This window comes from Achromobacter sp. NCFB-sbj8-Ac1-l (genome assembly GCF_052695805.1).
Map to the genome: position 1 here is coordinate 2,126,825 of NZ_CP199812.1, position 14,840 is coordinate 2,141,664.

A 14,840-nucleotide genomic window follows, 5' to 3' on the forward strand; every position below is an offset into this window, starting at 1 on the left:
GGTCAATGGGAGGGCGCGGCGGTGTGGCGCGCCATGGCCGCGGTGCGGATGGAGGTAAGCGTCTGGCCGGGCGCGATGCCGTCGGCGTCGTAGCGGATTTCCAGCAGCGCCGGCCGCTGTTCACGGTCGGCGAAGGCCAGCGCGCGGTCGAATGCGGCGGCGAAATCCTCGGTGCGCTCGACGGCTTCGCCATAGCCACCGTAGCCACGCACGATCTGGGTGAAGTCGGGGTTCTCGAAGTCCAGGGCGATCGGGCGGCCGGGAAACTCGCGTTCCTGGTGGGCGCGGATGGTGCCCCACATGCCGTTGTTGAACACCAGCACCACGATGCCCAGCCTGTATTGCTGGGCCACGCCCAGTTCCTGCAGATTCATCTGGAAGCAGCCGTCGCCGGCATAGCAGACCACCGTCTTGCCGGGATGCTCCAGCTTGGCGGACACGGCCGCGGGCAGCCCGTAGCCCATGGCGCCCACGGTGGGTGCCAGGCTGGTGCCGGGGCCGGTGAATTGGCGATAACGGTGTGGATACAGCGCATAGTTGCCGGCCCCGACCGTGACGCAGGCGTCCTGCGGCAGGCGCTGGCTGACCTGCGCGGCAATCGTGTCCAGGCTCAGCGGACCGGGCGCGGGCAGGGGCGCCAGGGATTCAAGATAATCGGCGTGGGCCTGGCGCACCGCATCGCCGCGCGGCTTGGCATGGGCCGGTTGCAGGCGGGCGACGGCCTGCGCAAAGCCCGTTACGCTGGCGACGATGGCTTGCGTCGGCGCATACACGCGGCCCAGTTCCTGGGCGTCGGGATACACGTGAACCAGCTTCTGGCGCGGCTGCGGGCTTTGCACCAGCTGGTAGCCCTCGGTGGTGGCTTCGCCCAGGCGCGTGCCGACCGCCAGGATCAGGTCGGCCGTTTGGATGCGGCTGCGCAGCGCCTCGGTCATGCCCCAGCCCACGTGGCCGGCGGCGTTGGGGTGGCGCTGGTCAAAGCACTCCAGCCGGCGCCAGGCCGTGCCCACCGGTAGCTCGAAGCGCTGCGCGAAGGCGGCGACCTGGCCGATGGCTTCGTCCGTCCAGCCGCTGCCGCCCACCACCATGACCGGGCGTTCGGCGCCATCGAGCAGTTGCCGCAGGCGATCCAGGTCGTGTTCACCAGGATGCGCGACGATGCGCGGGTAGGGCGGCAGGTCGGGCACCGACGCCGTGCCCCAGAGCGTGTCTTCCGGCAGCGCCAGCACCACCGGACCCGGGCGGCCGCTGGTGGCGGTGGCATAGGCGCGCGCCACGAATTCGGGGATGCGGTCGGTGCGGTCGATCTGTGCAACCCACTTGGCCATCTGCCCGAACATGCGGCGGTAGTCGATTTCCTGGAAGGCTTCGCGTTCGTAGAAATCGTTGCCGACCTGGCCGACGAACAGGATCATCGGCGTGGAATCCTGGAAGGCGGTATGCACGCCGATGCTGGCATTGGTGGCGCCCGGGCCGCGGGTGACGAAGCACACGCCCGGCTCGCCGGTCAGCTTGCCGTAGGCCTCGGCCATGTAGGCCGCGCCGCTTTCCTGGCGGCAGACGATGGGCTCGATGGCGCCGCGGTGCTCGTTCAGCGCGTCGATGCAGGGCAGGTAGCTTTCGCCCGGAATCATGAAGATCCGACGAGTGCCGTGGATGCGCAATTGCTGCATCAGGATCTGGCCGCCGTTGCGGGCAAGGGGGGATAAGACCGTCATGCAAACACTCCGAAGTCTTCCCGCAGGCGGGCCAGGATGCCGATCAGGTGGGCGTGCATGGCATGCCGCGCGCGAATCGGATCGCGGGCCAGGATGGCCGTCAGGATGCGTTGGTGTTCGGCGTGGGCCACGGCCCACACCTTGGTATTGACGAAATAGTCCTGCATGCGGCTGAACACCGGGCTGGCCAGGCTCAGGTCCCACAAGTGCGCCACCGACGAGGCCAGCGCCGCATTGCCGCACGCCGCGGCAATCGCACGGTGGAATTCACGGTCGTGCAGGCCGGGCGTATCGGTCAGCGACATGCCCTCATGCGCCTTGCGGATGGCCGCCAGTTGCGCCTCGGTCCCTTGCTGCGCGGCGAGCGCCGCGCATTCCGGTTCGATCAGCATCCGCGCTTCGAGCAGGTCGAAGGGGCCGATCTCGTCCTGGGGGGGCGAGGCCGGGGCGGCGTCGTCCCGAGAGGCCGTGACGAAGACGCCCGACCCCACCCGCACTTCCACGTAGCCTTCGATTTCCAGCGCGATCAAGGCCTCGCGGATCGACGCGCGGCTGACCTGCAATTGCTCGGCCAGTTCACGCTCGGAGGGCAGCCGGCCGCCATGGGGAAAATCCCCCGCCCGGATGCGGCCGGCGATCTGGTCGGCAATCATGCGGTACAGGCGGGTAACGGCGACGGCTTGGAAGGTGTTCATCAGAATGCTGCGGAAGTCTTGGTCTGGTGGTCAGGCCACTTATGCCTACAGCTTCTCATTGAAATCAAAGAAAAAATAGACCGATCAAGGGAAAACGATCAGAGGGGTTTCCCGTCTTCCTATCTGGTGGTCAGGCCAGTTAGGGCGGCGCGGCGAGGCCGCGACGGCTTTACAGTTTTCGAACAATTGCCGCACAAAACCCCTGCGCCTGCCCCCACGGGCGGGCCGGATAATCGCTGCGCCCGAGTGTGCGGGGCAACAGGGCGGGGCATTGCGTACGCCGGGAACAGGAGAGGGGCGTGCAGCGTGGCGCAACAGTGGCAGGAAGGCCGGATTTCTGGCGGATCAGCATCGGCATGGCGGTGTTCGCGCTGGCGTGGCTGTGGTGGTCGGACCGCGCGGTGCTGGTTCCGCCCACCGACAACATCGAGCAATTGATCTGGGTCCGCAGCCTGGAGTGGGGCTATTACAAGCATCCTCCCCTGCCGACCTGGCTGTTGTGGCCGGTGGTGCAGGTGCTGGGTTGGACGGCCTGGGCGACCTACCTGCTGGGCGCGGCCTGCACCCTGGGCGCCTTCCTGCTGATGTGGCGCCTGCTGCGCGGCATGCGCGGCGAGGCCTACGCCGCCATCGCCACCTTGGGCGGCCTGTGCGTCACGTTCTATAACGGCCGGCTGTATTTCTACAACCACGAGATCGTCCTGATTCCTTTGGTGGCCGGCAGTGCGATGGCCTGCTGGAAGGCCTATTCCACCCGCCGGATCGGCTGGTGGATCCTGTTGGGCGTGTGCCTGGGTCTGGGGGCCCTGGCCAAGTACCAGATCGCCGTCGCCGGCCTGGCGGTGCTGCTGTTCTGGTTGAGCCGGAAGGCCTGGCGTGACCCCATGCATGTTTTCGGGCTGCAGGTGGCGGGCCTGACGGCGCTGGCGGTGTTCGCCCCGCACATGATCTGGCTCATCAGCCACGACTTCAAGCCGCTTCAGTACGCCATGGCATCATCGCTGGGCGCCGGCCTGCCGTGGGGCGCGCGCCTGGTCGAAGTGGCCGCCTGGTGGGGCGACCAGTTGTTCACCCGCGCCCTGCCGGCCTGGGTCTTTCTGGCGGCAGTGTGGCTGTCCGGGCGCCGTGCGCGTCGCGCCGCGGCCCCCGCCCGGTCCGTGGTCGGCCAGGGCGAGGCCGCCGGCCGCGCGTTGCTGCTGTCGTTCGGCCTGACGCCGTTGCTGTTCGTCAGCCTCATGGCCTTGCTGTCGGGCTCGCACATCCAGCTGTACTGGGGCACGCCGTTCCTGCTGTTCATCGTGCCTGCCGCCATGGAACTGGCGCGCAGTGCGTGGCACGGGCCGTTTCGTCCTCGCCAGGTCGTGTGGGTCTTTGTCGTGATCCAGCTGTTGCTGATGGCGCGCGTGGAACTGACCTCGCCCAACGGCGCCGGCCTGTGGCGTCGCGCATCCGATTGGCGCTATTTCGATGCCCAGGGGCTGGCCGATATCCTGCATGACCGCGCCGTTGCCGAATTGGGCGGCCCGGTCAAGGTGATCTCCGGCGCCTGGGCCGAGTCGGGCGCGCTGGCGTTGCGCCTGCCCGAGAAGCCCGTCGTGCTGATAGACGGGCAATTTCAATTCAGCCCATGGGTGCGGGCGGATCTGGTGGCCGATTGCGGCGCGCTGGAATTGCGGCGGGCCAAGACGCAGCCCGATGGCTTTGGCCCGGTGGGGGAGGCATTCCCGCGCTTGTACTGGCGCGTCACGCGGCCGAGGGCAGTCTGCGCGACCGATACGGCGGTGCCGGCCCGCAGCGCGGCTGACCATTAGCAGGTGTCTGCCCGCGCCGTATTTTTTGGGGCTATGGCCGAGCAACCCTGGGAGGCAGCGACCCGGCCGCTGTCGGGCGCGGTGGGGTTCAGGCCTCTTCGCCGGGGTCGGGCGTCTGGGTAAAGGCCCGCACCATGCGGGCGATGCCGTCCAGCTCGTCGTGGGCGCCCACGACCCAATCGGGCTTTTCGAAAGGACTGTCCGACGGCGCCTTGTCCAGGTTGGCCTTCAGATCGTCCAGCAGTTCCAGCGCCATGTCGGTGGCCTGCGGGCTGCTGCGGGTGGATAGGGCGATGGCAATCGCCAGGGCTTGCCGCAGGGCCAGCAGGCGGCCGTCCAGTTCGGTGTCCACGGGGGAGTCCTTGTCATGTATGGATGTGGCGGCATTTTACGGGCCCCCCGCGACGCGGCCGGGCGCCCTTTGCGCAAGATCAAGGCGGCAGGGCCGCCGCAAGCCAATAATCCAGGGTATGCAAGCCGCCCTACGCCCTTTACTCGCAGACCCTCCAGCGCAAGCCGCCGAGCCTTTTTTTCCGCCGCAATTGCTGGCCCGGCTGGACAAGAACGGCCCGCGCTACACCTCTTACCCCACGGCGGACCGCTATCACGGCGGTTTCGGCGAATCCGCGTACCGCCAGGCCTTGCGCCAGCGGCACGAGGCGAGCCCGGCCGAGCCCCTGTCGCTGTACGTGCACATCCCGTTCTGCGATTCGGTCTGCTATTACTGCGCCTGTAACAAGGTCGTGACCCGCCATCACGACCGTGCCGCTCGCTACCTGGACGCGCTCGAGCGCGAGATCGCGCTGCATGTCGCCGAACTGGGGCCGGGCGTGCCGGTATCGCAGTTGCATTTCGGCGGCGGTACGCCGACCTTCCTGTCGGACGACGAACTTGAACGCTTGATGACGGACCTGCGCGCCGCCTTCCGCTTCGAATCCGACGCCGAAATCTCCATCGAGGTGGATCCTCGTACCGCCACGCCGCAGCGCCTGGCGCAGCTGCGCCAGCTGGGCTTCAACCGGCTCAGTTTCGGCGTGCAGGACTTCGACGCACGGGTCCAGGTGGCGGTGCATCGCGTGCAGTCGTTCGAGGACGTCCGCGACCTGATGCAAAGCGCCCGTGCGCTGGGTTACGACTCGGTCAACGTCGACCTGATCTACGGCCTGCCGCTGCAAACCACGGAATCGTTCGCGCGCACCATTGCCCAGGTCACCACGCTGCGACCCGACCGCATTGCCCTGTACGCCTACGCTCACTTGCCCGAACGCTTCAAGCCGCAGCGCCGCATCAACCCGGCGGACCTGCCCGACCGTGCCACGCGTGTCGGCCTGCTCAGTGCGGCCATCGAAGGCTTCCTGAAGCACGGCTATACCTACATCGGGATGGACCATTTCGCGCTGAACACCGACGCCTTGGCCATCGCCAAGCAACGTGGAGAGCTGCACCGCAATTTCCAGGGCTACAGCACCCAGCCCGACCGCGACCTGGTCGCGCTGGGCGTGTCGGCCATCGGCCGCATCGGCCATACCTACAGCCAGAATGCCAAGGACCTGGACGGCTACTACGCCGCCATCGAGTCCGGCCGCTTTGCGGTGGAACGAGGCCTGGCGCTCAATGCCGATGATCTGGCGCGGCGCGACGTGATCATGGACATCATGTGCCAGGGCCGCGTGGATTTTGCCCGCATTGAATCGCGCCACGGCTTGCGCTTTGGCGACTATTTCGGGGCCGAACTGTCGCAGATGACCAACCTGGCCGAACTCGGCCTGGTGAACCTGCGTGCCGGGGAACTGCGCGTGACCGGCCTGGGCTGGTACTTCGTCAGGGCCGTTGCGATGGCCTTTGACGGGTACCTGCGCAGCGCGGCCAGCTCCGGCGCCAGCTACTCCCGCATCATCTAGGGCCTGTGCGAGGCCCTGGACGAGGGGCGTCCGGCCTGGCGGCCGGGGGCTATTCGGTGAACTTCTCCCGCAGGTAAAGGGCCAGTGCCAGATCGTCAGACAGCTGCAGCTTGCGCATCGCCCGGCGCTTGTGGGTACTGATGGTCTTCTTGCTGCGCATCAACCGCGCCGAAATCTGGGTGACCGACAGCCCCTGGCTGATATGCCGCAGGATTTCGACTTCGGACGTCGTGAGCAGGGCGTGCGGATGGGTCGGCGAAATGGCGCGCACCTTGCCGTCCTGGACGGAAAGAAAAGGGTCCCGCCGGCTCAGCACGCCGTGGATCATCTCGGGCAGCAGGATCATTCCCCATTGCTTGGCGAGATAACCGTTGGCACCCGCCCGGAAGGCCGCGTACTGGGTTTCCATGCGGTTGCCGGCCGAGAAGGTGATGATCGCCATGTTGGGGTGGTAACGCCGCAGCCGCCGCAGGTAGTTCACGCCGTCCCAGGGCTCCAGGGGCAGGTAGAAATCGACCAGCGCGGCGTCGCAGGGGGCGGCGTCCAATTTTTGAAGCAGGCTGCGGCCCGAGGTTTCGCGGTGCAGGACGCGAAACCCCGGCCGGCTGTCCAGAAAGGCGCCCACGCCCAGAGCGACCACGGGGTGGTCATCCAGGATCGCCACCCGTATGACGGGTGGGGGTTGCGACAGCAGGAGATGCTTGCGCGAATTGAGGCGTTGTCCGTCCTTCTTGCCGTGGGGTTTGTCGGCAGGGAGGAGGGCGGAATCTGGCGCTGACACACTTTTCATCGATGCTCCACTGAATGGCCAAGGGAACGCGGGCGGCGGCAGGGCTTTGGGGGCGATGGCGTCCGGTGCGTACGTCGTGATTGGTCCTAAATTTGTATGGGCAGATTACGTTTTGTTGGGCTGTCCGGATCAGAATCAGGCCAAAATCGGACGGAAATACGGGTGGGGTTTACGCGCAGTCATGCGGTTCCACGCTCGCGGCGCAGAGGAACCCCCGGCCTTCGGGGCATAATCGCTGCCGGATTCAATCGCGAGGCCGGCATGTTGCCTGGCCGTCGTCACAGGCAAGCAAGGCGTGGGTGGCGAATGCCCAAGAAGATTCTGGTGCTAGGCAGGGAAGGGCAGCTGGGGTTCGAGCTGCGGCGCAGCCTCGCCCCCCTGGGCCGCGTGGTCGCGACGGGCCGCAGCGATTGCGACCTGACGTATCCGTTGCAGATCGCGCGGCTGGTACAGCGTGAAAAGCCCGATGTCATCGTCAACGCGGCGGCCTTCACGGCCGTCGAGCGGGCCGAAGACGACATCGTGCGCGCCATGCGCATCAATGCCGAGGCCGCGGGTGAACTGGCCGCCCTGGCAGCAGACCGCGGCGCGCTGATCGTCCACTATTCCTCCGACTACGTGTTCGATGGCGCCAAGGCCGGCGCCTACGACGAACGGGACGTGCCCGCGCCGCTGAACGCCTACGGCCGCAGCAAACTGGCAGGCGAAGTGGCGGTGCGGGCGATGAATCCCGCCCATCTGGTGTTTCGCACGTCATGGGTCTATGGCGTATTCGGCAACAGCTTCCTGAAGACCATGCTGATGGCCTTGCGCCAGCCGGAAGCGCTGCGCGTGGTGAGCGACCAGCGCGGTGCTCCCACCGGGGCGGCCTTCATCGCCGATGCCACCGCGCTTGTCGTGGCGCGTTACCTGAATCGCGCGGCGCAGGATGAATTCCCCTTCGGCCTGTACCATCTGGCCGCCTCGGGAGACGCAAGCTGGCATGAGTACGCCTGCTTCATCGCCCAGCAGGCGCGTCGGGCGGGCCTGGCCGTCACGCTCACGCCGGGCGACATCCGGCCGGTGCCGTCCGACGACTATCCCACGTCCGTGCGGCGGCCCATGAATTCGCGCCTGGACTGCCGCCTGCTGGAACGCACCTTCGGCATTCACGCGCCGCATTGGGAAGAGGGCGTGCAGCACGCGCTGGCGGCCATCGCGGACAGTCGCAACCTGGCCTGAGCGGCCAGCGCGGGCACAGGGAGAGGGTGTGGCGCTTTCGCCACGAAACCGTCTCAAAGGGTGCTACAATCGGCAACGTTAAGCCCATCAGCCCACCGTCGCGACGTCCATGCCCTTGACGCCATACGTTGCCCAAGCTGGCGGGCCTCTTCCAGTCCACCCCTGAAGGCCCAGGCATCATGTTTTTCCCGCTGGCACGAACTACGACCCGGAACTTTCGCCCTATGTCGCGTTAGTTTTTCGTGCGTCGGGTTTCACCGTGTCAGGTCAGCGGTAGGACTCAGCAAGACAACCAGATAAACGCGGCTACCAGCCGCGTTTTTCGTTTCTGATTTTCGATTTTCATCCCCAGAACCCCAGGAAGCACTCCCGATGGTACAGATCACATTGCCCGATGGTTCGCAGCGCCAATACCCGGGGCCGGTCACGGTCGCCGACGTGGCGCAATCGATCGGCGCGGGATTGGCCAAAGCCGCCTTGGGCGGCCGCGTGACCTTTGACGGCGCCGACTCCCAGCTGGTCGACACCAGCTACCGCATCGAGGGCGACGCCCGCCTGGCCATCGTGACTGCCAAGGACGCCGACGGCCTGGACCTGATCCGCCACTCCACGGCGCACTTGCTGGCCTATGCCGTCAAGGAATTGTTCCCCGACGCGCAGGTCACCATCGGCCCCGTGATCGACAACGGCTTTTACTACGACTTTTCGTACAAGCGCCCGTTCACGCCCGAAGACCTGGCCGCCATCGAGAAAAAGATGGCCGAACTGGCCAAGAAAGACGAAGTCGTGACCCGAGAAGTCTGGTCGCGCGACGACGCCGTCGAGTTCTTCAAGGGCATCGGCGAAAAGTACAAGGCCGAGATCATTGCGTCCATTCCGTCCAACGAGCCGCTGAGCCTGTACCGCGAGGGCGATTTCATCGACCTGTGCCGCGGGCCGCACGTGCCGTCCACGGGCAAGCTCAAGGTGTTCAAGCTGATGAAGGTCGCGGGCGCCTACTGGCGTGGCGACAGCAAGAACGAGATGCTCCAGCGCATCTACGGCACGGCCTGGGCCACCAAGGAAGAGCAGGAAGCCTACCTGCACATGCTCGAAGAAGCCGAGCGCCGCGACCACCGCAAGATCGGCCGCGAACTCGACCTGTTCCACTTCCAGGACGAAGCCCCGGGCCTGATCTTCTGGCATCCCAAGGGCTGGGCCCTGTGGCAGCAGGTCGAGCAATACATGCGCTCGGTCTACCGCGACAACGGCTACCAGGAAGTGAAGGCGCCGCAGATCCTCGACATTTCGCTCTGGAAAAAGACCGGCCACTGGGACAACTACCGTGAAAACATGTTCACGACCGAGTCCGAGAACCGCGTCTACGGCCTCAAGCCCATGAACTGCCCGGGCCACGTGCAGATCTTCAACGCCGGCTTGCATTCGTATCGCGAACTGCCCCTGCGCTACGGCGAATTCGGCCAGTGCCACCGCAATGAACCGTCGGGTTCGCTGCACGGCATGATGCGCGTGCGCGGCTTCACGCAGGACGACGGCCACATTTTCTGTACCGAAGAACAGCTCCAGGACGAATGCGCCGACTTCACGGCCTTGCTGCAGAAGGTGTACCGCGACTTCGGTTTCACGGAAGTCCTGTACAAGGTCGCCACGCGTCCTGAAAAGCGCATTGGCTCGGACGAAGTCTGGGATACGGCCGAACAGGCCCTGATGGAAAGCCTGCGCCGCACCGGCTGCGAGTTCGAGATTTCGCCGGGAGAAGGCGCTTTCTATGGCCCCAAGGTGGAATACACCCTGAAAGACGCCATCGGCCGCCACTGGCAGTGCGGTACGATCCAGGTCGACTTTTCCATGCCTGTGCGCCTGGGCGCCGAGTATGTGGACCAGAACGACCAGCGCCGCCCGCCGGTCATGCTGCACCGCGCCATCCTGGGTTCGCTCGAGCGTTTCATCGGCATGCTGATCGAAAACCACGCCGGTGCGATGCCGCCCTGGCTGGCTCCGGTGCAGGCCGTCGTGTGCTGCATTTCCGAACCTTCGGCCGATTATGCGGCCAAAATTACGCAAAGCCTGAAAAAACAAGGCTTTAGAGTAGAGTCCGATTTGCGCGGTGAAAAAATCACTCGTAAAATTCGGGAGCACAGCCTGCAAAAGGTGCCGTACATCCTCGTCGTCGGCGACAAGGAAAAAGAAAACGGCACCGTCGCCGTACGCGGACTGGGCGGACTGGACCTTGGTGCCATCGCATACGACGAGTTCGTCGCGCGCTTGACCGAGGACGTGTCCACCCGCCGCGACGTCAATCATCCTGATAGCAGCGCTGCTTAACATTTCTAGGAGCTTTCAACATCGCCACTGAAAAAGCCAATCGCATCAACGGTGAAATCCGCGTCCCCGAGGTGCGCCTGATAGGTCTGGACGGAGAACAGCTGGGCATCGTCAAGATTGCCGACGCGTTCCGTCTTTCCGAGCAAAACGACGTGGATCTGGTGGAAATCGCGCCGAACGCCGAGCCGCCGGTCTGCCGTTTGATGGACTACGGTAAGTTCAAGTACCAAGAGCAGAAGCGCCAAGCCGAAGCTCGTTCGAAGCAGAAGGTCATCCAGGTCAAGGAAGTCAAATTCCGTCCGGCCACCGACGAGGGCGACTACCAAGTCAAGCTGCGCAACCTGCGCCGCTTCCTCGAAGAAGGCGACAAGGCCAAGGTGACGCTGCGGTTCCGTGGCCGCGAAATGGCTCACCAGGAACTGGGTATGCGGGTGCTTGAACGTGTGCGCGACGACTTGCTGGAACTGGCCCAGGTCGAAGCCATGCCGAAGCTCGAAGGCCGTCAGATGGTCATGGTGCTGGCGCCCAAGAAGAAGGCCGTGCCCGCGGGCAAGCCTGAAACGGCGGCGTAAAGCTCCCTGCGGAGCCTTCCCAGGCTCGTCTTTCCGGGAAGGCCCCAGCCGCTTCCCCCTGCGCGACCCGCCGTCCATACCGTGTTCGGCGGGTTCGCTTATTGGGCGGCTCTGCGCTACGATGTCATAGATAGCCGCCTTCCCGAAAGGGAAGGCGGCGTACGTTCGGGGTGTCGAGATGCATGTTTTGTTCGTTTTGGATCCCTTGCCGCTGCTCAAAGCGTACAAGGACAGTTCTGTCGCCATGATGCGTGCGCTGGTTGCGCGCGGCCATACGCTCAGCGTGGCCATGCAGGGCGACCTTTACATCGAAACCGGCACGGTCAAGGCGGTTACCACGCCCATCGAACTGGTGGCGGATGCCGACCTGCACGGCCATGACTGGTGGCGCGAAGGGGCCGCGTGCGACCTGCCTCTGGCCGATTTCGGTGCCGTCGTCATGCGCAAAGACCCGCCTTTCGACATGGAATACGTGTATTCCACCCACCTGCTCGAATACGCCCAGGCTCAAGGGGCCAAGGTGTTCAACAGCGGTGCGGCGATCCGCAACCACCCCGAAAAGCTGGCCATCACCGAAATCAGCGAGTTCACCGCGCCGACCCTGGTGACCCGCAACATGGCCCGCCTGAAGGCGTTCCACGATACGCACCACGACGTCATCGTCAAGCCGCTGGACGGCATGGGCGGCACCGGCGTGTTCCGCCTGCAGCCCAAGGACCCCAACCTCAACGCCATCCTGGAAACGCTCACCGACAACGGCGCGCGCACCATCATGGCGCAGCGTTACATCCCTGAAATCGTCAAGGGCGACAAACGCATCCTCCTGATCGGCGGCGAACCCGTGCCGTATTCCCTGGCCCGCATCCCGCTGGCCGGCGAAACGCGTGGCAACCTGGCCGCCGGCGGCCGCGGCGTGGCCCAGGCGTTGTCCCCGCGCGACCGCGAGATCGCCGAGGCGGTGGCGCCCAAGCTGGCCGCGCGCGGCCTCTTGCTGGTCGGCCTGGACGTCATTGGCGACTACGTCACCGAAGTCAACGTCACCAGTCCCACCTGCTTCGTGGAAATCGCCGAACAGACCGGCTTCGACGTCGCTGGCATGTTCGTCACGGCGCTGGAAAAAGCCGTAGCCGCGCCGGCCGTGGCTGCCGCCGCCTGATCGGCCAGGAATCGTCATGACCACGGGTATTGTCATCGTCGTGCACGCGCCCCTGGGCGCGGCCATGCGCGAGTGCGCCAGCCACGTCATGGGCAACCTTGACGGCATGCTGGCGATCCACGACATCCAGCCCGAGGATCGTCCCGACGACCTGGCGCCTGCCGTGCTCAAGGACATCTTCGAGCAGGACCATGGCGCCGGGGTGCTCGTGCTGACCGACCTGATCGGCGCCACGCCCGCCAATATCTCCAAACGGGCCGTGGCCGACGCGCAAGCGCAGGGCATCCAGTGCTGTGTATTGGCGGGGTTGAACACCCCCATGCTGCTGCGGGCGCTGACCTACCGCAACCTGTCCCTGGCCGAGACCCGCGAAAAAGCGCTCGCCGGCGGGGTTCAAGGCGTCTTGCGTGTAGACTGACGGGCGGAAATTTGCCCTATTATGTCGGCTAATATTTCAAGCCGATGTGCGGTTCGACCTTTTGCTGCAACCACCACTGCGGCTTGCCTCCGCGGTCATGATATTTCCTATGCCTAATACAGACATCGTCATCAGCAATAAACTGGGTTTGCACGCGCGGGCGGCCGCCAAACTGACGCAGCTGGCCAGCAAGTTCTCCAGCGAGATCTTCATTTCCCGTGGCGCGCAGCGCGTGAACGCCAAGAGCATCATGGGCGTCATGATGCTGGCCGCGGGCCTGGGCGTGACCGTCAAGCTCGAGGCTTCGGGCAGCGACGCCGACCAGGCTCTTTCCGAAATTGAAACTCTGTTCGACAGCAAATTCGGTGAACAGGAATAGCAGCGCTTCCGAATCCGCCGGCCCGGGCAATGCACCGGCCGGCTTGTCCGCGGCCGGCGCCGCGGCTCAGGTCCATGACGGGGCTGGCACTGCCAGTCCCGTTATTTGTTTGTACGGCAAGGGCGTGGCACGTGGTTATGCCATCGGCCGGGCGGTGGTCATGGGGGCCGCGGCGCTGGAAGTCGCGCACTACCGGATATCCCCCGAAGACGTCCCCGCCGAAAGCCGCCGCCTGACCGAGGCGCTGGACTCGGCCCAGCAGGAATTGCGGCTGTTGGCCGACACCTTGCCGGCTGACGCGCCGCGCGAGCTGGGCGCCATGCTGAACGTGCACAGCCTGCTGCTGGGTGACCCGCTGCTGGCCGAACAGACCCTGGCCCTGATCGCCGAACGCCACTACAACGCCGAATGGGCGCTGACCACCCAGGGCCAGATCCTGGGCCAGCAGTTCGACGCCATGGAAGACGAGTACCTGCGCGAGCGCGGCGCCGACGTGCGCCAGGTCATCGAGCGGGTGCTGCACGTGCTGTCAGGCACGTCCGCCATCCTGCCCGACATGTCGCACATGGGCGGCGATGACGCGCTGGTGGTGGTCGCGCACGATATTTCGCCCGCCGACATGCTGCGCCTGCGTGGAGGGCGGTTCGCCGCCTTCGTGACCGACCTGGGCGGCCCGACCTCGCATACGGCCATCGTGGCGCGCAGCATGGGCGTGCCGGCCGTGGTGGCCATGGGCAACGTGCGCGAGCTGGTGCGCGATGGCGACATGCTGATCATCGACGGCGCCGCTGGCGCCGTGGTGGTCAATCCGTCGGATCGCATCCTGCAGGAATACCGCCGCCGCCAGGCCGCCTACGCCGACGAACGGGCCGAGCTCAGCCTGCTGCGCGACGAGCCTTCCGTCACGCTGGACGGCATCGACATCGTGCTGCACGCCAACATCGAGCTGCCCGAAGAAGCCGCGCTGGCGCTGGCCTCGGGGGCGCACGGCATCGGCCTGTTCCGCAGCGAATTCCTGTTCATGGGGCGCCCGGATCTGCCGGGCGAAGAAGAGCAGTACGAGGCTTATTCGTCTGTTGTCAAAGTGATGGCAGGCCGTCCGGTCACCATCCGCACGCTGGATATCGGCTCTGACAAGACGCTGGACGGCGAGGCCACGGTGGCCACCAATCCGGCGCTGGGGCAGCGTGCCATCCGCTACTGCCTGGCGCGTCCGGAAATGTTCGCCACGCAGCTGCGCGCCATCCTGCGGGCCTCTGCCCACGGCCCGGTGCGCCTGTTGATCCCCATGATCGCCCACATGCACGAGGTCGTGGCCACGCGCGCGGCCATCGAATCGGCCCGGCGCGAGCTCGATGCCCGTGGGCAGGCCTACGCGCCGCACATGGAAGTGGGCGCCATGGTTGAAGTGCCCGCGATCGCAATCGCCATCGAGCCTTTTGCCCAGGCGCTGGATTTCCTGTCCATCGGCACGAACGACCTGATCCAGTACACCCTGGCGATCGACCGCGGCGACCACGATGTGGCGGCGCTCTATGACCCGCTGCATCCCGCCGTGCTTCGACTGATCGCCCACACCATCAACGCCGGCGAACGCGCGGGCAAGCCCGTGGCCGTCTGCGGCGAAATGGCCGGCGATTCGCGCATGACCCGTTTGCTGCTGGGGCTGGGGTTGACGGAATTCTCGATGCATCCCCAGCAATTGCTGGACGTGAAGCGCGAAGTCCGGCGCGCCCACACCAATGCGCTGCGCGTCAAGGTGGCCAGCGCGCTGAACCGCGCCTTGCCGGTGGACCTGGATACCCTGGACCTGGCCTGACGCCATCCGGGAATTCGCCCGGAATGGAAAAAGCC

General features: G+C 65.7%; 13 protein-coding genes. 9 read left to right on the plus strand and 4 right to left on the minus strand.

Features of this window, described 5'->3' with window-relative positions:
- Positions 1–2: 2 nt before the first annotated feature.
- Together ACUDP5_RS09730 and ACUDP5_RS09735 are read right to left on the minus strand one after the other, a co-directional pair.
- Entirely contained in the window at positions 3–1,718 is a 1,716-nt protein-coding gene (locus tag ACUDP5_RS09730; RefSeq protein WP_445658631.1) for a thiamine pyrophosphate-binding protein, read from the minus strand.
- The gene (locus ACUDP5_RS09735) at positions 1,715–2,413 is read right to left on the minus strand and encodes a FadR/GntR family transcriptional regulator (RefSeq protein WP_445658632.1); all 699 of its coding nucleotides are present in this window, start codon (positions 2,411–2,413) and stop codon (positions 1,715–1,717) included. Before ACUDP5_RS09735 ends, ACUDP5_RS09730 begins: the two co-directional genes overlap by 4 nt.
- Before the next feature lie 299 nt (positions 2,414–2,712).
- Between ACUDP5_RS09735 and ACUDP5_RS09740 the strand changes: the two genes are divergently transcribed.
- On the plus strand, positions 2,713–4,224 hold the full coding sequence (locus ACUDP5_RS09740; RefSeq protein ID WP_445658633.1) for a glycosyltransferase family 39 protein: 1,512 nt from the start codon (positions 2,713–2,715) through the stop codon (positions 4,222–4,224).
- 88 nt (positions 4,225–4,312) lie between these two features.
- On the opposite strand, the gene ACUDP5_RS09745 is transcribed toward ACUDP5_RS09740, so the two are convergent.
- Entirely contained in the window at positions 4,313–4,576 is a 264-nt protein-coding gene (locus ACUDP5_RS09745; protein WP_263914769.1) for a hypothetical protein, read from the minus strand.
- A gap of 118 nt (positions 4,577–4,694) precedes the next feature.
- Between ACUDP5_RS09745 and hemN the strand changes: the two genes are divergently transcribed.
- Positions 4,695–6,125, plus strand: coding sequence for an oxygen-independent coproporphyrinogen III oxidase (hemN, locus tag ACUDP5_RS09750; protein ID WP_263914770.1), 1,431 nt, complete (start codon positions 4,695–4,697; stop codon positions 6,123–6,125).
- Between the two features lie 49 nt (positions 6,126–6,174).
- On the opposite strand, the gene ACUDP5_RS09755 is transcribed toward hemN, so the two are convergent.
- On the minus strand, positions 6,175–6,915 hold the full coding sequence (locus ACUDP5_RS09755) for a response regulator transcription factor (protein WP_263914771.1): 741 nt from the start codon (positions 6,913–6,915) through the stop codon (positions 6,175–6,177).
- 306 nt (positions 6,916–7,221) lie between these two features.
- Between ACUDP5_RS09755 and rfbD the strand changes: the two genes are divergently transcribed.
- The 7 genes from rfbD (at position 7,222) to ptsP (ending at position 14,805) form a co-directional block, all read left to right on the plus strand.
- The gene (gene rfbD, locus ACUDP5_RS09760) at positions 7,222–8,136 is read left to right on the plus strand and encodes a dTDP-4-dehydrorhamnose reductase (protein WP_445658634.1); all 915 of its coding nucleotides are present in this window, start codon (positions 7,222–7,224) and stop codon (positions 8,134–8,136) included.
- A 372-nt stretch (positions 8,137–8,508) separates the two neighbouring features.
- The gene (thrS, locus tag ACUDP5_RS09765; RefSeq protein ID WP_445658635.1) at positions 8,509–10,461 is read left to right on the plus strand and encodes a threonine--tRNA ligase; all 1,953 of its coding nucleotides are present in this window, start codon (positions 8,509–8,511) and stop codon (positions 10,459–10,461) included.
- A 20-nt stretch (positions 10,462–10,481) separates the two neighbouring features.
- Positions 10,482–11,033, plus strand: a complete 552-nt coding sequence (gene infC / locus ACUDP5_RS09770) for a translation initiation factor IF-3 (protein WP_263914820.1) — start codon at positions 10,482–10,484, stop codon at positions 11,031–11,033.
- 178 nt (positions 11,034–11,211) lie between these two features.
- On the plus strand, positions 11,212–12,189 hold the full coding sequence (gene gshB / locus ACUDP5_RS09775) for a glutathione synthase (RefSeq protein ID WP_263914774.1): 978 nt from the start codon (positions 11,212–11,214) through the stop codon (positions 12,187–12,189).
- 16 nt (positions 12,190–12,205) lie between these two features.
- Positions 12,206–12,607: a PTS sugar transporter subunit IIA gene (locus ACUDP5_RS09780; RefSeq protein WP_263914775.1), complete on the plus strand. Its 402-nt coding sequence runs from the start codon at positions 12,206–12,208 to the stop codon at positions 12,605–12,607.
- A gap of 109 nt (positions 12,608–12,716) precedes the next feature.
- Positions 12,717–12,986 carry an HPr family phosphocarrier protein gene (locus tag ACUDP5_RS09785; RefSeq protein WP_198484624.1) on the plus strand — a complete coding sequence of 90 codons (270 nt, stop codon included), beginning with the start codon at positions 12,717–12,719 and terminating at the stop codon, positions 12,984–12,986.
- Positions 12,987–13,110: 124 nt separating this feature from the next.
- Complete coding sequence (gene ptsP, locus ACUDP5_RS09790; RefSeq protein ID WP_445658636.1) at positions 13,111–14,805, plus strand: phosphoenolpyruvate--protein phosphotransferase; 1,695 nt, start codon at positions 13,111–13,113, stop codon at positions 14,803–14,805.
- Positions 14,806–14,840 lie beyond the last annotated feature (35 nt).

Bases quoted from the DNA above. Each gene is read 5' to 3' on its own strand.
- ACUDP5_RS09730 (WP_445658631.1), bottom strand. From the start codon at position 1,718: ATGACGGTCTTATCCCCCCTTGCCCGCAACGGCGGCCAGATCCTGATG.
- ACUDP5_RS09735 (WP_445658632.1), bottom strand. From the start codon at position 2,413: ATGAACACCTTCCAAGCCGTCGCCGTTACCCGCCTGTACCGCATGATT.
- hemN (WP_263914770.1), top strand. From the start codon at position 4,695: ATGCAAGCCGCCCTACGCCCTTTACTCGCAGACCCTCCAGCGCAAGCC.
- ACUDP5_RS09755 (WP_263914771.1), bottom strand. From the start codon at position 6,915: ATGAAAAGTGTGTCAGCGCCAGATTCCGCCCTCCTCCCTGCCGACAAA.
- rfbD (WP_445658634.1), top strand. From the start codon at position 7,222: ATGCCCAAGAAGATTCTGGTGCTAGGCAGGGAAGGGCAGCTGGGGTTC.
- thrS (WP_445658635.1), top strand. From the start codon at position 8,509: ATGGTACAGATCACATTGCCCGATGGTTCGCAGCGCCAATACCCGGGG.
- gshB (WP_263914774.1), top strand. From the start codon at position 11,212: ATGCATGTTTTGTTCGTTTTGGATCCCTTGCCGCTGCTCAAAGCGTAC.
- ACUDP5_RS09780 (WP_263914775.1), top strand. From the start codon at position 12,206: ATGACCACGGGTATTGTCATCGTCGTGCACGCGCCCCTGGGCGCGGCC.
- ACUDP5_RS09785 (WP_198484624.1), top strand. From the start codon at position 12,717: ATGCCTAATACAGACATCGTCATCAGCAATAAACTGGGTTTGCACGCG.